Source organism: Maribellus sp. YY47 (assembly GCF_023111095.1).
Taxonomy (GTDB): domain Bacteria; phylum Bacteroidota; class Bacteroidia; order Bacteroidales; family Prolixibacteraceae; genus Draconibacterium.
The window spans coordinates 45458-66247 of sequence record NZ_JALGYW010000002.1 but is presented as its reverse complement, the minus strand read 5'-3'; the positions used below and the strand labels follow the sequence as shown (position 1 = coordinate 66247).

The 20790-nt window shown below is 45.1% G+C and carries 12 protein-coding genes; 11 read left to right on the top strand and 1 reads right to left on the bottom strand.

Annotation, left to right across the window (positions count from 1 at the left end; all coding sequences use genetic code 11):
- Nucleotides 1–2: 2 nt before the first annotated feature.
- Entirely contained in the window at nucleotides 3–953 is a 951-nt protein-coding gene (locus MR764_RS01820; RefSeq protein WP_247977678.1) for a PKD domain-containing protein, read from the bottom strand.
- An 834-nt stretch (nucleotides 954–1787) separates the two neighbouring features.
- Between MR764_RS01820 and MR764_RS01815 the strand changes: the two genes are divergently transcribed.
- The 11 genes from MR764_RS01815 (at nucleotide 1788) to MR764_RS01765 (ending at nucleotide 20714) form a co-directional block, all read left to right on the top strand.
- Entirely contained in the window at nucleotides 1788–3125 is a 1338-nt protein-coding gene (locus MR764_RS01815) for a Gfo/Idh/MocA family oxidoreductase (RefSeq protein ID WP_247977677.1), read from the top strand.
- A gap of 40 nt (nucleotides 3126–3165) precedes the next feature.
- The gene (locus MR764_RS01810; RefSeq protein ID WP_247977676.1) at nucleotides 3166–4215 is read left to right on the top strand and encodes a PmoA family protein; all 1050 of its coding nucleotides are present in this window, start codon (nucleotides 3166–3168) and stop codon (nucleotides 4213–4215) included.
- Between the two features lie 332 nt (nucleotides 4216–4547).
- Nucleotides 4548–7970: a SusC/RagA family TonB-linked outer membrane protein gene (locus tag MR764_RS01805; RefSeq protein WP_247977675.1), complete on the top strand. Its 3423-nt coding sequence runs from the start codon at nucleotides 4548–4550 to the stop codon at nucleotides 7968–7970.
- A 135-nt stretch (nucleotides 7971–8105) separates the two neighbouring features.
- Nucleotides 8106–9806, top strand: a complete 1701-nt coding sequence (locus MR764_RS01800; protein WP_247977674.1) for a SusD/RagB family nutrient-binding outer membrane lipoprotein — start codon at nucleotides 8106–8108, stop codon at nucleotides 9804–9806.
- A gap of 101 nt (nucleotides 9807–9907) precedes the next feature.
- Nucleotides 9908–11200: a metallophosphoesterase family protein gene (locus tag MR764_RS01795; protein WP_247977673.1), complete on the top strand. Its 1293-nt coding sequence runs from the start codon at nucleotides 9908–9910 to the stop codon at nucleotides 11198–11200.
- A 51-nt stretch (nucleotides 11201–11251) separates the two neighbouring features.
- On the top strand, nucleotides 11252–12787 hold the full coding sequence (locus tag MR764_RS01790) for a calcineurin-like phosphoesterase C-terminal domain-containing protein (RefSeq protein ID WP_247977672.1): 1536 nt from the start codon (nucleotides 11252–11254) through the stop codon (nucleotides 12785–12787).
- A 16-nt stretch (nucleotides 12788–12803) separates the two neighbouring features.
- Complete coding sequence (locus MR764_RS01785) at nucleotides 12804–14207, top strand: DUF3748 domain-containing protein (protein WP_247977671.1); 1404 nt, start codon at nucleotides 12804–12806, stop codon at nucleotides 14205–14207.
- Nucleotides 14208–14250: 43 nt separating this feature from the next.
- A complete protein-coding gene (locus tag MR764_RS01780; RefSeq protein WP_247977670.1) occupies nucleotides 14251–16470 on the top strand; it encodes a hypothetical protein in 2220 nt (739 codons plus the stop codon).
- A gap of 233 nt (nucleotides 16471–16703) precedes the next feature.
- Nucleotides 16704–18521 (top strand): metallophosphoesterase family protein, encoded by a 1818-nt coding sequence (locus MR764_RS01775; RefSeq protein ID WP_247977669.1) that lies wholly within the window; start codon nucleotides 16704–16706, stop codon nucleotides 18519–18521.
- 6 nt (nucleotides 18522–18527) lie between these two features.
- Nucleotides 18528–19520: a metallophosphoesterase family protein gene (locus MR764_RS01770; RefSeq protein ID WP_247977668.1), complete on the top strand. Its 993-nt coding sequence runs from the start codon at nucleotides 18528–18530 to the stop codon at nucleotides 19518–19520.
- A 3-nt stretch (nucleotides 19521–19523) separates the two neighbouring features.
- The gene (locus MR764_RS01765) at nucleotides 19524–20714 is read left to right on the top strand and encodes a sialidase family protein (protein ID WP_247977667.1); all 1191 of its coding nucleotides are present in this window, start codon (nucleotides 19524–19526) and stop codon (nucleotides 20712–20714) included.
- Nucleotides 20715–20790: the final 76 nt, after the last annotated feature.

Genomic DNA, 20790 nt, shown 5'->3' with positions numbered 1-20790 from the left:
GTTTATTCTACTACTTCGAAACTTAAAATGAGGGCATTTGTATTGGCCGGGAAATAGTCGGGTGAAGCTGCCATAAACATTGCAACCTGCAACGAGGAATCGGTAATTTTGGTAACAATCACTTTTCTTTGGTAGTCTCTGAATCCAATAAACTCATTTCCCGAAAAATCGAGTGTGCTTACATTGCTGTAGGTAATTGTGCCTGCTGCTCCGTATACCGATGGAATAGTAAGATTTTCATTCTCGGTGAATGTGAAGGTTGCTCCGTTTTGAGGAGTGTATTTTGCGATGCATAAACCGTAATCCTTTCCGTTGGCATTGATAATGTCGGCCCCGCCATTCATAACAAACTGGTAAACAATTCCGCCAAAGGTTGCCCCGTCAGCTTTAACATCGTGTTTGTAGGATCCGTCATAGTAAAAGGTGAATTCGTCTTTGTAGATATCTCCCATTCCAAATTCGGTGTTGAAAATTCCGTCGGGGAGTGGTTTTGGCGTTCCGCTTACTACCGACAGTGCTGCATCGGCAATCGCCAGATAATCGCCGGCTGCAACGTGGCTTGAAGTCAGTTTCCATGTTTTGCCATCGTAGCCGTCAGCAGTATGATCTCCGGTAAGCAAAGCGTAGGGTGTAAGCGATATGGCCAGTTTCACTTCATCGCTTGCCGTGTTACCGTCTTTGTCTTTAGCAGTTAAGGTAGCGATATAATAACCGCCTTCAGGATACACATAAACCGGATTTTGTTCGGTACTGGTTTCCCCGTTGCCAAAATCCCACTGCCAGCTTACAGCGTTGTGTGTTAATGCGGTGAAAGCGACCTGCTTTCCGTCAACACTTTGAAAAATGGACGCAGAAAGCGGAAAGACCGGTTTTTCGTCATCATCAGAGCAGGATGGTAGTAAGAGTACTCCAATTGTCCCGATTAAAAAATAAATTCGAAGTAAATTTTTCATATTGAACAAGTTAGGTTGAGTAATGAATTCAAATGAGTATAGATATATTGTGTTAAATTGTAGTTGCATGCAATAAAAACCTGCAAGTCATTTATTCAAGTTAAGAAATTGTACTGATAGTTCCCAAAGTAGCGTATCTGTCTCCCTTATTCCGTTAATTTTCGTCATTCTGAATCTGTTCTTCTCAAATTTAAGAAGGCGGAGAGTAAAAAACCAATGGAAATTTGGATGATTTACATGGAATATTGCGTCGATATATCAAAATAGTACCCGTAACAGGGTTGGTATGTGTTAAAATAATATCAACGTTGCAATATCAAAACAAAGGGCTTTCTATGAGGAATCGAACAAACGTTGTACAGAAAATACTGCTTCTGGCGATGTACATGGAAATTATGAGGCAGAAATTAGCGAAAAGGGAACAGATGAAATTCAATCTGGTCATGTCTCATATCTCCGGGGCGTTTATTCACAAAACGGTTCCCTCAGAGCTTTACTCTCAGAGTTAAGGTTCGCGGGGCACGAATATTTTTATTATGGAATTTTGCCTTAGGGTATGAAGTGTATCCTGATCTTGCAGCATCTGCTTTACAGCATTTGTTTTGGATTTTCTGGTTTTATAAGTAAATTACTTGCTTGTTGATAGGGGCTTATTGCAGGCGTGTGCTGTAAGTAAATTTTATCGGTTTTTGGGGCGTTTTTTCTTGGGTGCTAAAATTCCATAGGTAAAGTTCAATATTAACGAAGTAATTCCGTGCAAACGGTTTTATCTTGGTCAGTACAAAAAAACAAAGCAGACAAAATCAATAACTATAGCTAAACAATATTATTAATATGAAACCAACAAGAAGAGACTTTCTTAAGAAAAGTGCAGTTACGGGAGCAGGAGCGATTGTGGCTCCCACTGTATTGTCAGCAAATGTATTTGGGGCCAACGACCGCATAAATGCTGCGGTTTTGGGAGTTCACGGAAGAGGCGGAAGTCATATTTCGGCTTTTATGAACCAGCCGAATGTTCAGGTAACCACTTTGTGTGATCCCGATTTAAATGTTGCCGGAAAAAAGGCAAAAGACTTTAAAGAAAAATACGGGAAAGAGGTAAAAACCATCCAGGACCTTCGTCATGTGATGGATGACAAGGATATTGATGTGATCAGTATTGCAACTCCGAACCACTGGCATTCGCTGGCGGTGATTTGGGCCTGTCAGGCAGGGAAAGATGCATATGTTGAAAAGCCAGGATCACACAATGTTTGGGAAGGACGCAAAATGGTGGAAGCTGCCCGAAAATACAACCGCATTGTTCAGCACGGTGTGCAGTTAAGGAGTTCTCCTGCTATTCAGGAAGCAGTTCAGTTAATGAGAGACGGCTATATTGGCCGCGTGTACATGGCTCGCGGTCTGGTATTTCGCTGGCGTGGCGATATTGGCGATAAAGGCTTTTCTCCGGTTCCTGCAGGAGTGGATTATGATTTGTGGACAGGTCCGGCACCTATGCGGCCGTTCACCGAAAACCTTGTTCACTACAACTGGCACTGGCACTGGGATTACGGCAATGGCGACGTGGGCAACCAGGGAATCCACGAAACCGATATGTGCATGTGGGGACTCGATGTAGGTTTGCCAAGCAAAATTACTTCCATGGGCGGAAAATTTCTGTGGAACGACTGCAAAGAAACACCCGAAGTGTTGACCTCAGTTTATCACTACCCGGATGAGGACAAGATCATCCAGTTTGAAGTAAGACCATGGTGTACCAATACCGAGGATGGTGTTACGGTGGGAAATATTTTCTACGGCGACAAGGGTATTTTGGTGATCGATGGCTATAATGAATATAAGACCTATTTGGGGCAGAATAGAGAACCCGGAAAATCGGGAAGTGACGGACAAATGCAGGCATCGGGGATGGCAAGGGGAGACAGTGGTACCGACGGGCATTTTGCGAATTTTATCGACGCCGTTCGTAAACAGGATAGTTCTGTTTTGAACGGTCCGGTTGAGTCGGCGCACCTGTCGTCAGCGCTGGCGCACCTTGGAAATATTGCTTACCGCACCGGACGTGTGCTCACATTTAATCCGGAGGCCGAGCGTTTTGTTAACGATCCGGAAGCCGATTTAATGCTGAAACGAAATTACAGAGCACCTTATGTTGTGCCTGAAAACGTTTAGATGAAAGAAGGTGATTACTCAACCGTGTAAATTGTATATTATGAAGATTCGAAGCATAAGTCTACTTGCGATCCTGTTTTTAAACTTTTCTGTGATGTACGGATGCCAGGAAAAAAAGGAAAAGATCGATGTCAACCTTGATCAGGCGAACCAAAAAGTGGAAGTGACGATTGATGGTAAGTTATTTACTTCCTACATCTATCCGAACACCATAATGAAACCAACGCTTTGGCCGCTAATGTCACCTGCCGGAAATATGCTTACCCGCAGCTTTCCGCTGGCCGAAAAAGCCGGCGACCGGGCCGATCACCCGCATCATGTGGGGGTGTGGTTAAATTACGGCGATGTGAACGGGCTTGATTTCTGGAATAACTCGGACGCGATTCCGGAGGAAAAACGAAGTGGTTACGGAACCATTTATCATCAGTCGGTTGACAAAGCAGAAAGTGGAGACGGAAAAGCTGCGCTGGAAGTTTCTGCAAAATGGAAGTCTCCGGATAACGAGGTGCTGTTGGACGAATCCACCCGTTTTGATTTTTTAGCGCCTTCTCCTGATGTGCGGATTATTGACCGGACGACCACTTTAACTGCTGTTGCCGACGAAGTCCATTTTTATGATAATAAAGAAGGAATGTTTGCGATAAGAGTCGCACGCGAACTGGAACTGCCATCGGATGGCCCGACAGAACTGGTTGATTCGCATGGAGTGGTAACCCGGGTTGAAAACATGGATAACAGCAACATAACCGGTAATTATCACAGTTCCGACGGAGTGGAAGGTGAAGAAGTGTGGGGGACCCGAAGCCGCTGGATGAAACTTTCAGGAGCCATCAACGGGGAAAATGTTTCGCTGGTGATCGTCGATAATCCTGCTAATGTTGGCTATCCGACTTACTGGCATGCGAGGGGTTACGGTCTGTTTTCAGCAAATCCTCTGGGACAAAAAATATTCTCTGACGGTAAACAGGAATTGAACTATTCTCTGAAGAAAGGAGAATCAACCGTATTTAAGTATCGGTTGGTGGTGGCATCTGAAAATATGAGCGACGAAGAAATAAATCGTTTGGCAGATGAATTTGCCAAAGAATAATTGAATCGTTATTGAAATAAAACCGGGTGCTGGCGTTGCACCCGGTTTTCTCTGTGGATTTTTTGAAAATAGTTGTTACACCCCAGAAAAAAAGTTCCTTCCGTTATCTCCTCACTCACCCTTTACATATATTTTTTATTGAACTATTAATAATTGATTAATTGTATTTTAACAATTATGTATGGAATATTGGTATTTGAGCAAAAATACCTGTTAATATTTAATGCATAATGAATAAAATTCCGGAAGTTAATACGCCAGCATTTTCTGAAAATTGATACTTGAAATAAAGAGTTATTTATCTATCAAAAAATTAAACTAAAACCTTTGGTATGAAAAGAAAGTTTCAAAAGATGCTGTTTACTGCATTGTTTACTGTGATGTGTTTTACTGCATTTTCACAGGTCAATGTAAGTGGTACGGTGTCCAGTGAAGACGGAGAATTGCTTCCTGGAGTTTCTATTTTAGTGAAAGGTACCAGTCAGGGAGTAATTACCGATATTGACGGAAATTATTCGTTGAAGAGCGTACCTGCCGATGCCACCCTTGTGTTTTCGTTTGTGGGAATGAAAACACAGGAAGTGGCTGTTGACGGAAAAGCTGTAATAAATGTTGTTCTCCAGATGTCGGCAGTTGGTGTCGACGAGGTGGTGGTAACCGCGCTGGGTATTTCGCGTGAGAAAAAGTCGCTGGGGTATTCAGTAGCCGAAGTGGATGGTGAAAATCTTCAGAAAGTAGCACAGGAGAACGTGTTAAATGCGCTATCGGGCAAAGTGGCCGGTGTAACCATCAACTCAACCGGTGGCCCCGGATCTTCAGTAAGTATGGTTATTCGCGGCGCATCATCGTTAACCAGTGACAACCAGCCTTTGTTTGTTGTCGACGGAATTCCGATGAACAATACCCTGAATAACGTATCTTCTATCGGTCGTGATAATAAACCCGATTATGGTAACGCCATTTCGGATATTAATCCGGATGATATTGAAAGCATGTCGGTGTTAAAAGGTCCGAGTGCCGCGGCACTTTACGGATCACGGGCAGGTAACGGAGTGGTGTTAATCACTACCAAGTCAGGGAAGAAAGGTAAAGGACTGGGTGTAACGATTACGTCAAACACAGTTGTTGATAATCCTTATAAATACCTGGATAATCATACTTTGTTTGCCAACGGTCAACGGCCTTTTACTCAGGATAACCGTCCGAATAACGGGCTGGATTATTATTCCGTTCCTGTAGGCGATTCATATTGGGTCGGACCACAACTCGACAAGGGAATGATGGCCTACCAGTGGCCTTATTTTAACGAGAATGGTGTATTGACAGCCACGCCGTTGGTTTCTCATCCTGATAATTACAAAGATTTTTTTGAAACAGGTTTAACCACTACCAATACGGTGGCTATCAATAACTCAAACGAAAAAGTAGATTATCGCTTGTCGTACAGCAATATGCAAAACAAGGGAATTATTCCGAACAGTGATTTGCATAAAAATTCGTTTGGGGTGAATACCACTGTCAAGCTGTTGGATAACCTGTCGGTGAGTACCAGCGTGAATTTTGTTTCAAATGGCGCCGATAACCGTCCATCGACCGGAAACCGCGGTACCAACCCCTTGCAGGCCTTATACGATCTCAATTCGAGCATCGATATCAACGACCTGAAAAATTACTGGGAACCCGGCAAAGAAGGAATTCAGCAAAACGCTCCTTATAACCTCGAAGTGAACAACGATGGCACTTATGGAAAAGGAGATGCGATCAATAATCCTTATTTTATCGCGAACGAAGTAAACAACAGCTTTCAGCGCGACAGGGTTTTTGGAAACGCGCAGATTGATTATGAATTTAACAAAGAATGGTCGCTGATGCTTCGGTATACACACGACCAGTTTCACGAAAAACGCCAAACCAAGATTGCTCCCAGTTATACCGAAGATGCCAACGGTGTTTATGGTTTGGAAAACCTCTACCGAAGAGAACAAAATGCCGACTTCTTACTGGCCTATAAAAAAACAATCGAGAACTGGAGTTTCAGCGCTTCCGCCGGTGGAAACTATATGTATCAGTTTGCAGAGAATAATCTTGCTGCCACAAAAGACAGAGGTTCAGGTCTGATCGTTCCCGGTGTATACAACCTTGGAAATATTGCTCCTGATAATTTAAGATACTCATCAGGAATGAGTGAAAAAGCCATTTACAGTATCTACGGTTTGGCTTCGATTGGGTACAAAGACATGGTTTACCTCGACGTAACAGCCCGCAACGACTGGTCGAGTACATTACCCGAGGAAAATCGTTCCTATTTCTATCCCTCAGCATCGTTGAGTTTTTTGCTGAACAATGCTATGGACCTGGGCGACAATGTCTCGCTGGCGAAAATTCGCGGAGGCTGGGCACAGGTTGGTAACGACACCGATCCGTACAAATTGATGGCGACGATGCAAAATTCCGGTTTGTGGGGAAATCAGATCGAATTATCAACATCCGGAACGCTCTTACTGCCTGATTTAAAACCTGAAATTCAAACTTCATGGGAAATCGGTACTGAACTGGCTTTCTATGATAACCGCATTCACTTTGAAGGAACGTATTATAAATCGGAAAACGAAAACCAGATTCTGAACATTGGTCTTCCGCCTTCATCAGGATACACCGGAAAACAGATCAATGCCGGTTTGATCTCCAGCAAAGGAATTGAGTTGTCACTTGGAGGAACACCGATCCAAACCAAGGATCTGAATTGGGACGTAAACTTTGTGTTTTCAAAAAACCGTACCAAAGTAGAGGAATTGGCTGATGGTTTTGATTACATAAAACTATGGGAAGATGCAAAAGGAGGTGCAGTAACCCGTGTAGGTGATGAAATAGGTCAGATTGTTGACGATATTTTGGTGCGGGTGGAAGATCCGACTTCACCGTATTACGGTTGGCCGATTGTTGACGAAGAAGGATGGGATGACTCAGACAACTGGGAAAATCACATGGATAAGGGAGATAATTCTGCAGTAATCGGAAATTTCAATCCTGATTTCCTGCTCGGAATGCAAACTTCATTGCGCTATAAAAACTGGACATTGAGCGCCAGCTTTGACTGGAGAGTTGGCGGGCAGTTTATTTCACAAACTTTCCGTTACGGTGAATCAGACCTGCATAGCCAGCGTTGGATCGATCGCACCCTGAAGCTTAACGATATGACAGGTGCCGAGATGGCGCAATACCTGAAAGATAATGCCGACAAGTATTTATCGCCCAACGGAGAGTTTTTCGTGGTAGTTGGCGGACCAACTGCAGATTACGGAGGCTTGCAACATACCGAAGATGGTGTAACACTGAACGATGGAGTATTTATGCCGGGTGTTGAAGGTTATTACGATGATAACGGAAAATTTGTGATGGTTGCTGAACATCTGGGTGATGCCGGAACGCCTACCATTCGGTACCAGGATTTTTACGGATGGAGCTATTCGCGAAACGCCATGTTTGATGCCGACTTTATCAAATTGCGTGAGATCTCGGTATCGTACCAATTGCCACCGCTTTCAAAAATTGGTATCCGAAATGCATCGGTTTCACTTTACAGCCGGAACATTATGCTGTGGACCAAAGCAGGAATTGGAATTGATCCGGAAACTGCATTCCAGGCCGAATCAAGTGCGCAAGGAAGCGGAATTCAGTTCAAGCAGGGAATCGAACGATACAATGTAAGTCCCTGGACAATTCCAGTGGGTATTAAATTAAATGTAAGTTTCTAATACAGGATATTGTAAATCGAGAAATGAGCATGGGAATGGAATTCATACCAATGAGCATGATTATCCGTCAGCTGATTGAGATGTGAATTCTCCCGAGGACTCGGGATTCCCACAAAAAAATAAAAATTTAAACAGATGAAATTAATAAAAGCAACATACAAATTGGTTCTGGTTCTGGCAGTGGTGGCTCTTGCTTCGTGCGGTGATCATTTGACAGACCTGAATGTAAACCCCAATGGGGTGGATCCGGCGATTGTTAATCCGAACCTGATTGTGCCTACCGTTATTACCTCAACGGCTCAGTTTTATTTGAATGAAGGTTACAGAGGTGGCTCTGCAGGTGTAATGCAATACATTCAGCAAAGTGGCTGGAGTGGAGAAACCAATAAATTTGACTGGGATGGTGCGCGTGATTGGACAACTCAATACGATAACCTTAGAAATGCAAAGCATTTATATGCCCGTTCTGTTGAAGAAGATATGGAATTCCAGCAGGGAATAGCCATTGTAATGAGAGCGTTCAACTTTGGTTACATTACAGATTCGTGGGGAGCTGCTCCCTATACATTTGCATTAAATGCGGATAATGGAGAACAGGAAGATTTATTCCCTGCATTCGATTCGCAGGAAACCATTTACAAAGGAATTATTGAGGAACTGAAAGAAGCTAATACGTTGTTGTCGAAATCGTTGGGAGATTATAGCGGAATCAGTCCGGATGCAGATGTATTGTACGCTGGTAATCCGGCAAAATGGAGAAAATTCGCCAATTCGCTGGCACTTCGCTATTACATGAGAGTTTCGGCCAAACTTCCCGATTATGCAAAAGCCGGCATCGAAGAGATTGTTTCCAATCCAACTGAATATCCTGTTTTTACCTCTGTTGACGATGATGCAACCATGGGATTCATCGGATCGTCCAACGACGATTCATGGCCGGCAAACACGACTTACGATGCATCGGAAAGTGCGTTTGACAGAATTCAGCTTTGCGCGGGTTTCAGAGATGTTTTGGTTGATTTTGGTGATCCAAGGCTGGCTGTTTGGTTTAATCCTGTGGTCGTACCTATCAAGGTTTCTTCAGAAGTTGCCGAAGATGAGGTGATCGACGGAGTCCGGTACCTGAATCCTGCCTACATGGCGGCTAATAACTACGTTGTTTATAACAAATCGACCTGGGTGAGCGACGTGGAAGCAGGCAAAACACTGGTGGATACCATGGAGTTTGCCGGATTACCCATTGCCTCAACTACCGGCGACGGCTCGGGCTGGAACCTGAATCCCAATAAAATACAGGGAGGTCCGAACGTACATAACTCGGCATTGGCCGATATGTACAAAGCCGAAGAAGGCGATATGCTGAAAGCCCGGCTGATTTCGTATGCCGAAGTTTGTTTTATTCTTGCCGAAGCAGCACAAAAAGGCTGGTCGGTTGGTTCTCAACAGACTTGGTACGAAAAAGGAATTAAAGCTTCCTTTGATACTTGGGAAATCAGCGACGATTACACTGCATATGTAGCCGGTGCCGGTGTGGCCTACGATGGTTCGCTGGAGCAGATCATAACCCAAAAATGGATTGCCAACTGGACGGTGGCGCACGAATCGTGGTGCGACTGGAGAAGAACCGGATTCCCTGTGCTTACTTTCGGAGATAAAGGCTTAAGAGATGCGATGCCTATCCGTTTCCAATATGGAAGTGCCGAAATTGCCCGCAACAACGACAATTATGATACGGCAGTGAATGGCCTTGAAGAAACTTCATTTACCGCGACCGATGGTAAAGACAGTGCATGGTCAAAAATATGGTTGTTACAAGGTACCAATAAACCTTATTAAAAAAAGACTGTAGTGTTTTTCACGTAGATTTAGATTTGGTTAGGCTGAAGAAATAGGCAGATTTTTCTGCCTATTTCCTTACATTTTATTTTCTGAATGATATGAAGACATTTTTTTCAATAATTAATTGCTTGTTTTTTATCGGAATATGCGGAACCGGTTTTTCCCAGACTGTGGGTAACGGAAACGTGCCGGAACACATCATTTTAAACCTGACCGAAAATCCATCAGAAAGTGTGGCTGTTACCTGGAGAACAAAAGATGCCGTAGCCCAGAAGCTGCAATGGGCGGAGGTAACTGACTCCCCGGTGCTTGCAAACGACCGGCAGGTGATTGCAGCAAACAGCAGCACCATAACTTATATCGACGGAGATGTTCCGCCACTGATGCTTACCAATCATTCAGCGGTTATTCGTGATTTGGAACCCGGCAGCCGCTATTTGTACCGGGTTGGGGCCGAAACAACCTGGAGCGAATGGATTGAGTTTGAAACAGCAGGTTTAGCCTCCGATCCCATTACCTTTATTTATTTTGGCGATGTTCAGGCCAATATTAAATCGCAATGGTCGAGGGTGATACGAAAGGCTTTTAGCACAGCTCCCGATGTCGATTTTCTGTATTACGCAGGCGATCTGATCAACCACACCCACAGCGAGGAAGAATGGAAACAATGGTTTGAAGCCGGAAGCTTTATTCATGCATCTATTCCGAGTATGATGACTCCCGGAAATCACGAATACGACAGTACAGCACTGGATAACCATTGGAGAGCTCAATTTACCCTGCCTGAAAACGGGCCGGATATGGACTTGTTATCCGAAACGGTTTATTATGTCGATTACCAGGATTTGCGGATGATTTCGATTGATGCTGACATGATGGATGAATCGCCCGAAGCTGCTGTGGAAACAAGAAACTGGCTCGCCAAGGTGTTGGAGGAAACCAATAAAACCTGGACGATTCTTACCTTACATTATCCTTTTTATTCGACCAAGGCAAACCGCGATAATGTTGAACTTCGGGAGAACATTCAACCCTTGATCGAAAAATACGGAGTTGACATGGTTTTAACGGGACACGATCATGCTTACGGCCGGGGAAGAGAAAAAGTGGAGTCGATGACCAGGCCGGGCGAAATATCGGGGCCGGTTTATGTGGTGTCGGTAAGTGGACCTAAACTGTACGGTGTTTCCGATCAAAGCTGGATGAGCCGAAAAGGTGGAAATACGCAGTTTTTTCAGCTTATTTCAATAAATCAGAATAAATTGAACTACAAAGCGTATACGGCAAGCGGAGAGATTTACGACGAGTTTGACCTGGTAAAACGAAAAGGAAGAACTAATAAACTGATTGAAAAGATACCCGATACTCCGGAGCGTTTATATACGCGTTAAAAGGATGATTTTTAGGGAATCGACAGCGAAAAATTACTAAAAATGAAATGCATGAACATTCAACGATCAGGCTTCTTACTGTTTAGTTTGTTTTTCTTTTGCCTTGCACAGGCCAGCGGTCAGGATACTGTTGCGGGAAAGGTGTTTAACGACCTGAACCGAAACGGAAGGCTCGACAATAATGAAGTTGGGATTGAAGGAGTGTGTGTTTCCAATGGGAAAGATGTAGTTCGATCGGGCAAAAATGGCGATTGGAAGTTACCGGTGGATTCCGGGATGCGTGATTTGTTTGTCATCAAACCTTCCGGTTATCAGGTTCCCGTAGCTGACAACATGGTGCCACAGCATGCGTTTTCGTGGACAAACAAAAGCGATTTGGAGCAACAGGTTTTGTTTCCGCTTTTCGAAGTACCAGAAAGAGACTCCTTTTCTGTCGTTTTTTTCGGAGATCCGCAGGCGAGGGGAACAAAAGAGATGAACTATGTATTTCATGATGTGGTGGAGGAGCTGATCGGTACCGATGCATGGTTTGGCGTTTCGCTGGGAGACATGGTCGCCGACGATCCGGAAATGCTCGACGATATCAGCGAAGGGATTGCGCAAATTGGCATTCCGTGGTACAATATTTTTGGGAATCACGATAACGACCGGGATGCATTAAGTAACGATGACCGCGACAAGACCTTCCGGAAATTTTTTGGCCCCGGTACCTTTGCTTTTGAATACGGAAACGTGGCCTTTATCGGGCTTAACAATATTTTCTTTCAACCCGACGGAAAATACCGGCCGTCATTCACCCAAAAACAGCTGTCTTTTGTGGAGAATTATACAGCGCAATTGCCGGCTGATCAGTTGACTGTACTGATGATGCATGCACCCATTGTGGAATGCGATAACCGTGAGGCAATGTTCCGTATTCTTGAAACGCGAAAATACACCTTTTCAATTTCGGGGCATGTACACGAGCAGTTCAACTTACTGCTGGGCGAAAAAGAAGGATGGAAAGGAAAAGAAGCACATCATCATCTGGTAAACGCAACCGTGTGTGGAAGCTGGTGGTGTGGTTTGAATGACGAGCTGGGGATTCCGCATGCCACCATGAACGACGGCGCACCGAATGGTTATTCGATCATTTCATTTGACGGGAATCAGTATAAAGTCAGGTTTAAAGCCGCCCGCCGTCCGCCCGGCTACCAGATGAATATTTATTTTCCGGAGGAAATAAAAATAGCTGATATTGCAGACAGCACCGTGCTGGTGAATGTTTTTGCCGGTTCCGTACGTTCGGTGGTGGAAATGAAAGTCGGAAACGAAGGAAAATGGTTTCAGCTTCAGAAAAAGGACCAGATCGATCCGCAAAGTTTACGCGTGCATCAGTTAAACCGTTTTCTGGAGAAAGAGGTCGACGGAGTGCCCCTCGAAGATGTTTTGGGTTACGAGATGGATTATCCTAGCGTATCAACTCATATGTGGGAAGGTGCGCTACCGGGAGGTCTCGCGGCCGGGACATACACTTTGTGGGTAAGAACAACCGATATGTTTGGACAGAGCTGGTCTGCACATCGTATTTTTAGGGTAACAAACTAAGATTCATTTTAATTAAATGGGAAAATTACAGCCAACCGGCAGATTAAGCTTCGTGCGCATGCTACCTTTGTTGTTGACATTGGTAGTGACGGCCTGTAATAATCCGGGTTCTCAAAAACACAACAAACATATTTTTATGAAGGAAAAGCAAATCTCTTTCTCGGCTAAAAACCATGCCTTAGACAACAACGACAACTTTTCGCCCGACGACAGTTTTCTTTGTTACGATACTCGCGGAACGGTTTTGAATTTCGATCTGGCCAACTGTCAGTCCATCGAAAAAATCGGGATTTTTACCGGAGAAGAAACAGTGCTTTACGCTCCCGAGTCGGTAACCGGCGAACAGGGAGCGCCTGGTGTTGCAGCTGTTTCGTATCATCCTTGTGAGGAGAAAGTAATTTTTATTCACGGGCCGCTGCTCGTAGAAGTGGCTGAACGAGGATTTTACGGCATTCGAAACCGAAGTGGGGCGGAAGTAAGCGCCGATGGAAAAGGTGTGCTTACCAAGGTGGATATGCGCGATGTCGCTACCAATCGTCCCACCACTCCCGGAGCTCAGCGCGGCGGTACACACCGCCACGAATATACCCGCAACGGAAATTTCATTGGTTTTACCTACGACGATTTTTTGCAACAGGATTACGACCGTACCATCGGGTACATGATTCCTTCTCCGGAGGCGCCGCAGGGTTACACCCATTATTTTGCGGTGTTGGTAAAACCCGTAAAAAAAGGGACATCAAAACCCGGAGAAATTGAAAAAGCTTACGGCGATTCGTGGGTGGATGCTGACGGGAAAATGCGCGCTTTTGTCGGGCAGGTGCGCTCCGAAAACGGAGTCGATTATCAAAACGATCTTTTTGTGGCTGAAATCCCTGAATCAGTGAAGATAGGCTCTGCCTATTCTGGAGATGCCGACCACTATCCGGAGCCGCCCAAGGGAGTTACAGTTAGAAGATTGACACACAACGGCGGTGTTTCGGGAGTTGTGCGCGGTTCGTTCGACGGAAAGAAGATTGCCTTTTTGATGAACGATGAAGAAGGTGTCGCCCAGGTAAATATCATTGACGCAAGGGGAAGTGATCTTGAAAAAAATTCCCTGTTGCAACCCAAACAAGTTACCCGTTTTGAATCGGATGCTGCTTTTTTGCGCTGGCACCCGAATGATGAATGGATATTTTCCGTAGTAAACGGAAATATTGCGGCATCCTGTGTCCGTGAAGGTGAGGATTTTGGTAAAACAGTGATGCTGACCAACGACCAGCAGTTGCGTTCACAACTTGTGGTGTCGCGAAATGGAGAAATGCTGGCGTACAATATTGATGTGCCCGGTGCTACTGAAACCGGCGAAGAAAGAGCATTTATGCAGATTTTCGTGATGGAGCTCGATCAGGAAAGGCTAAATGCCGGAATCAACTAAAGAGAAAAAAGAGAGTGTATTTATAAACTTTAAAGCAACTAAAATGACTAAAATAAAGTGGAACTCAGGATTGTTTTTGATGTTCATCGCACTTTGCAGCGCGATGGCGGTAACGGGGCAGAAAAAAGGATATGCCCCGATTCAGGACAAGCCTTTTGTACAGGAATACAGTATAAAATTCAATTACGATAACGAAAGGAATGAATTAACACAGGTGGCATCCGACCGGAACGGATACATCCAGGTAATTTCGCTGCACGGACTGCTGCGTCCTAGGGCTGGAGAGATGCTTTTTCCCGGAACATTGGTGAAAGATGTTCACTTTAAAGCCACTTCCGACAAAGGAATCCGCGCGGTGGTGAATTACCGCGATCAGTTTGTTTATGTGGATGACAAAGCGATATTAAGCAACGCCTGGGCAGGAACGCTTTATACGCGTCACAACATTCCGGAAGCGCGTGTTCTTGCAGCCGGGAAAGATTTTGTTTTTCTCATTTCAGACGGGAAAAAGTTGCAGCTGCTCAACAAGGAAGGAAGTCTTTGGGAAGGTGAATCTGCCGATCCGGTAAAAGAAATAGCTTACGACACTGCCAACGATCAGTTTTGGATTCGGGGTGAAAATTCGATACAGGTATTTCAGCCGGTAAGTAAAAAACTCGAAACGGTTATTAAACAACCGTCTTTGACAGCCATCGATGTGTGGAAGAACCAATTGGTGGTGGGGACATCCGACGGTTATTTTACGGTTGATACCAAAAACCGTCAAGTTGGCGAGACGAAAAAAGACCTTCCCTGGACCGAGATCACCAGTGTGAAAAACATCGGTGGCGATCTTTGGTTCGGATCAACCTGGGGCGCTTTCAAATTGAATAGTCAGGAAAAATACGATTATTATGCTTCAAAACGCTGGCTACCTTCTGATAAGGTAATTGACATTGCAAAGGGACCGGAGAATTCGGTGTTAATTCTTACGGATAAAGGCCTTGGGCAAATTTGCCGGGAAGAAATGACGCTTTATGATAAAGCCATGTTCTACGAAAAACAGGTGCGTGCCCGTCATATTCGCTTTGGTTTTAACGCTACGATTTCAGGAATGACCGATGGCGATGTGACCACCGGAAGTATGGAAACATCTGATAACGACGGTTTGTGGACCACAATGTACCTGGCGGGCGAGGTGTTTCGTTATGCCGTAACTAAATCGGGTGAGGCGCTGCAAAATATTCGCGAATCGATGGATGCCATGGAGCGCTTGTATGCCATCAACCCGGTTCCCGGTTTTCCGTCGCGCTCTTTTGAACGCCGTGGCTACAAATACCACGACAAGCCCTGGCGACGGGCAGAAGATCCCGAATGGGACTGGAAATCGACCACCAGCAGCGATGAGGCGATCGGGCATATTTTTGCGTTTGGCGCCATCGCCGAGTTGGTGGATGTACCTAAATTAAAGGATCAGGCAATTATGCTGATCGATACCCTGATGTCGCATGCCTTAAAAAACGATCATTACCTGGTGGACTGGAACGGCGAGCCTACGCTTTGGGGGAAATGGAATCCGGAGTATGTAAATGCCCGTCCGAAAGGAGTGGGCGACCGCAAGATTAATTCTTCCAACTACATTGGAATGTTGCAGACGGCTTATCATTTTACCGGAAAAGAAAAATACAAAACGGCAGCTTACGAACTGATGGACAAGCACGGTTACCTCGAAAACCTGATGCGACCCATGAACCAAATCGGAAAGGCTCCCGAAGATGCTGACGACTGGAGCAAGATGCTTTCAGAGGCATGGAACCACTCCGACGATGAAATGTACTATTGTGGTTACTGGGGCTTGTACCGCTACGCTTTTACCAAAGAGTTGAAGGCCAAATACAAGGAAGCCATTGTGGATCACTGGGAAGCGGAGCGACCCGAAAAAGATGCTTTGTGGAACATTATGACTGCTTTGGTTGGCAAAGAGGATTACGATTTCGATAATGCAGCCTGGTATTTGCGCGAATATCCGCTCGATCTGATCAACTGGACCGTAAATAACAGCCATCGCAAGGATATTCAGCTCATTCCTGAAAATTTCAGGGAACAAACTATAGCGGAAGTGCTCCCTCCCGACGAATTAAGAATTTCGCGTCACAACGCGAACCGTTTTGATTTGGATGGCGGCAGCGACGGCAGATCGGAAAACAGTGCTGGCGACATCTGGTTATTGCCCTATTGGATCGGCCGCTATCTGGGTGTGATCAGTGAGCCTGCAGCAAAATAATTTGTTTATACTCAGTAAAATATAGTAAAAGGCGCATTGGAGGTGTAGAATCCAAGCGCCTTTTTTTATGGGGAGAAAAGTAACTTTTAATCGAAATCTATAAAGAATATTAACCGAAAACTGTCCGAATGTCAAGAAACAATAGATTTTGAGTAAAATATCAGAAGCCTTGTGTATTTCTACTTCTTTTCTTTGCAAGTATGACATTGCACACTGACGAAAACAATATGTCCATGATACAAAACAAGAAGCACAAGAAATCAGAAATGAGTCGATCATTAAATCAATCCACCAAACAGGTTCTGTCCGTCGTAATGATGGTTGTGGCCTTGTTGGGTTGTCAGCAAAAAATGGTTGACAGGCGAATGGTCAAAGACTTGATGGATGAAAAGATCACCCATCTTTATCAAACCAAAAGCCGGGAAGAGCTTGCAGCGATTACTTATGGCGAGGCTTTTAAATTATTTGCTGATGATGAACTGGTAGTGCTGGCAACCCGCCATTGGATGTTTGATGTGGATGTTCCGGTTGTGGTGTCGGTAATGAGAAGCACCAAACAGGAGATCGTCCCGTTTTGGCTGATAAGCGACGAATTTGTAAAAACGGACATGACGCTGAACAATGAAATGACGACTTACGAAGTGTGGCAAAAGTCGTTTGATGCCGGAACAGTAGGATTGGGAATAAACGGTTTTGAAAATTATTCGCTGCATTACTTTGTATCGGTGGCTCCTCAAAATAAGTCGGATAAGCTGGAACTTAGCCACTTTTTCCCAGCCAATCAATACGTTGGAGTTTTGGATAACGGCTCTTTTACGTATCACGATTGGGATGAACTGGTACTCGAAAACGTACCGGCGGCATTAAAAGGCCAAAAACTGCTGACGACCGTTCGTGGTCGCGGAACCGAATCGCACCTGGTAAATGCTTTTCGGACCACTAAATTTCCTTCTTCCGGAGAACCCGATCAGGTGATGCTAACCTGGAGCGATGATCCGGCAACGACCATCGATATTCAATGGCGCACCAACACCGGTGTCAAAAATGGCAGTGTTCAGTATCGCGAAAAAGGCACAGGCCAAATCCGCGAGGTGAATGCTGAAAAATATGTGATGGACGATCTTTTACTTATGAACGACCGTTTGATTCACCGTTTTACTGCGCATTTAACCGGGCTGAAACCGGGCACTGTTTACGAATACCGAATCGTTCCTCAGGAAGAATGGACCGATAAACAAACTTTTTCTACGGAGACAGCAAACGATGAATTCTCGTGGATTTGGTTTGGCGACATTCATTATTCACCCGAATGGGGAAAACTTGCCAATGTGGCTTTTCAGCAGCATCCCGAAGTTTCTTTTGTGTCGGTGGCCGGCGACCTTGTAAGCGACGGTTTGCACCGCGACCAGTGGGATGATGTGTTTCAGTACTCGTCGGATATGATCTCACAACGCCCGTTTATGAATGTTTTGGGAAATCACGATAACCGCGCCGGTTTGGGTGCATCGATGTTCGAGCAGATGTTCAGCTATCCCAAAAACGGTCCCGACGGAGTAATTCCCGAACATACTTACGCTTTCAATTATAAAAATGCCCTTTTTCTAATGATTGATGCCACCTCAAAAGACGAGTTGCAAACCGAATGGATAGAGCAACAGCTAAAGAATACAACCTCCACCTGGAAACTAGCCATGTTTCATTTTCCGCCTTACAATTGGGAAGAGCCCTATTTAAACATCCAGAAACTCTGGGTGCCGCTGTTTGATAAATACCATGTTGACATGGTTTTTGGCGGGCACATTCACTATTACATGCGTTCCAATCCCATGAACGGCGGACGGGTGGTTGATTCTTACAACAACGGAACGGCTTATGTTATTTCCATCGGAATTCCGTCGCGAACCCGCGAAATGACGGATGAACCTTATGCCGCCGTTCGGAAAGGTGAAGGACAGTACTACCAGTACCTGAAGTTCGGACCGCACGAACTCTCGTATTCGGCAGTGAATTCAGAAGGAAAAATAATAGATTCGCTAATCCTTAAAAAATAAACCATCATGACCCGTTTTTATAGTTTGTTGTTTCTTCTGCAGTTAACTATTGCAGGTATCGCTCAAACGAATCCAGACCTGAAATTTAATGCATCAGGCGAATTCAAGATCCTTCAGTTTACCGATACGCACATCAATCTCGAAAAGGAATTCAACCGCGATGTTTTTGACCGCGTAAAGAAGATTGTTGAAATTGAAAAGCCTGATCTGGTGGTTCTAACCGGTGATATTATTACCTCCAATGATCCCCGGGAAGGGTATCTGATTTTTGAAAAGATCTTTGTTGAAGCAGGCGTTTCCTGGACGGTTGTATTGGGTAATCACGATGCAGAGAACGGAATGAAACGGGATGACCTGGCAGCGTTTATTCAGCAGCGAAAGCTTTGTTTGAACAACGATAAAGGCGAGACCGACGGAAACTCCAACTTTGTACTGACCCTTGGAAACAATAAAACCGGGGCGCTGCTGTATTTTATGGATTCCAATGCCTACAGCACACTTCAACCGCTGGTTGGCGGCTGGGGGTGGTTTACTCACCGGCAAGTTGAATGGTATCGCGATAAAAGCAGGGAATTCACCCGTGAAAATGAAGGGAAGCCTTATCCTGCACTTGCATTTTTTCATATCCCTTTGCCTGAATACGTTGCTGCCTGGCAGAATAAAGAGAATCCGCCGGTAGGAGTTAAAAATGAAGACGAATGCAGTCCCGAAATCAACACCGGAATGTTTGCCGCCATGCTCGAAAGCGGCGATGTAATGGGAACTTTTGTCGGACACGACCATATTAACGACTACATTGGCGTACATTATGGAATTGCACTTGCTTACGGGCGTATTTCCAAGAAAATGAAAGGGGAGGAAGATCCTTTGGCAGGTGGCCGTGTAATTGTGATGAAAGACGGACAACGCAGTTTTGATACCTGGATAAGGGACATGAATGGTAAAAAAGAACTCGAATGTTCGTGGCCTTCATCTTTCAATAACGCTAAAAATCAATAAACCATGAAGATTAAACTTATTATTGCATTTCTACTGCTGGTTGGCGGAGTAGCGACGGCGCAACCGAAAAACAGTCATAAATCCATCGTAAAAGAAGAGTTGATATTTACTCCACAGCACGAACATACCCATGGAAGCAGCCTGGTGGCTTTGCCCAACGGCGATATACTGGCCTGCTGGTTTCATGGAAGTGGGGAACGTAAATCCGATGATGTTCGGATTATGGGAGCCCGGCTCGAAAAAGGGAAAAAACAATGGAGCGCTCCTTTCGTGATGGCGGATACTCCCGGTTTGCCCGACTGTAATCCCGTACTTTTTCTGAATAGCAAAAACAAACTTTTCCTGGTGTGGATCGCCGTGCAGGGAAACCAATGGGAAGGTTCGATTTTGCGCACCCGAACCACCACTGATTACAATCAACCGGGAGCGCCCCGGTGGCAGTGGCAGGACAATATTCTGCTTAAACCCGGTGAAGAATTTGTGGAGGAGGTCAATCAGAAATTTAAGGAAATGCCGCCGCTTCACAACGGCTGGGCGGGGTATGCACCAAAGTACGACAACCTGATCATGGAAGCGGCAAAAAATACAGTTAACCGCAGCATTGGCTGGATGACCCGCATCAAGCCACTTATTCTTGAAAACGGACGGATTGTTCTGCCTCTTTATTCGGATGGGTACAACCTTTCGCTTTGTGCGCTTTCTGATGACGACGGCGAAAGCTGGCGCCCTTCGAAACCCATTGTGGGGCGGGGTCCCATTCAACCGGCGCTGGCACAACGCAAAAACGGCGACATGGTGGCTTATATGCGCGACAGTGGCGATGCGCCTGCACGGGTGCACAAAAGCATTTCGCACGACAATGGCGAAAGCTGGGATTACACCATAAAAACCGATATTCCGAACGAAGCCAGTGTTGAACTGCTTTCCCTCGCTGACGGACGTTGGGCTTTTGTGGGGAACGATATCAACGACGGTCGCTACCGCTTGGTGTTAATGCTTTCTGACGATGAGGGCGAAACCTGGAAAACGAAAGAATACCTCGAAAGTGACACAAAGGAAAGCGGTGCAAGCTATTCTTATCCCTGCCTGATTCAAACGCCCGACGGTCTGTTGCACATCACCTATTCGTCGCGGACAGGTGAAAACGAAAAGTCGATTAAACACCTGGTGGTGGATGCCAATAAAATTAAGTGATGCCGATCTGCGATGATATGCCGTTAAGGCCATTAGATAAAAAATGAGGTTTTAATGATTTCACTCCAAGCACAAA

What these genes read in the sequence shown, in the direction of transcription:
- MR764_RS01815 (WP_247977677.1), top strand. Translation starts at nt 1,788, where the DNA reads ATGAAACCAACAAGAAGAGACTTTCTTAAGAAAAGTGCAGTTACGGGA.
- MR764_RS01775 (WP_247977669.1), top strand. Translation starts at nt 16,704, where the DNA reads ATGATACAAAACAAGAAGCACAAGAAATCAGAAATGAGTCGATCATTA.
- MR764_RS01795 (WP_247977673.1), top strand. Translation starts at nt 9,908, where the DNA reads ATGAAGACATTTTTTTCAATAATTAATTGCTTGTTTTTTATCGGAATA.
- MR764_RS01770 (WP_247977668.1), top strand. Translation starts at nt 18,528, where the DNA reads ATGACCCGTTTTTATAGTTTGTTGTTTCTTCTGCAGTTAACTATTGCA.
- MR764_RS01810 (WP_247977676.1), top strand. Translation starts at nt 3,166, where the DNA reads ATGAAGATTCGAAGCATAAGTCTACTTGCGATCCTGTTTTTAAACTTT.
- MR764_RS01765 (WP_247977667.1), top strand. Translation starts at nt 19,524, where the DNA reads ATGAAGATTAAACTTATTATTGCATTTCTACTGCTGGTTGGCGGAGTA.
- MR764_RS01785 (WP_247977671.1), top strand. Translation starts at nt 12,804, where the DNA reads ATGGGAAAATTACAGCCAACCGGCAGATTAAGCTTCGTGCGCATGCTA.
- MR764_RS01800 (WP_247977674.1), top strand. Translation starts at nt 8,106, where the DNA reads ATGAAATTAATAAAAGCAACATACAAATTGGTTCTGGTTCTGGCAGTG.
- MR764_RS01820 (WP_247977678.1), bottom strand. Translation starts at nt 953, where the DNA reads ATGAAAAATTTACTTCGAATTTATTTTTTAATCGGGACAATTGGAGTA.
- MR764_RS01780 (WP_247977670.1), top strand. Translation starts at nt 14,251, where the DNA reads ATGACTAAAATAAAGTGGAACTCAGGATTGTTTTTGATGTTCATCGCA.
- MR764_RS01790 (WP_247977672.1), top strand. Translation starts at nt 11,252, where the DNA reads ATGAACATTCAACGATCAGGCTTCTTACTGTTTAGTTTGTTTTTCTTT.
- MR764_RS01805 (WP_247977675.1), top strand. Translation starts at nt 4,548, where the DNA reads ATGAAAAGAAAGTTTCAAAAGATGCTGTTTACTGCATTGTTTACTGTG.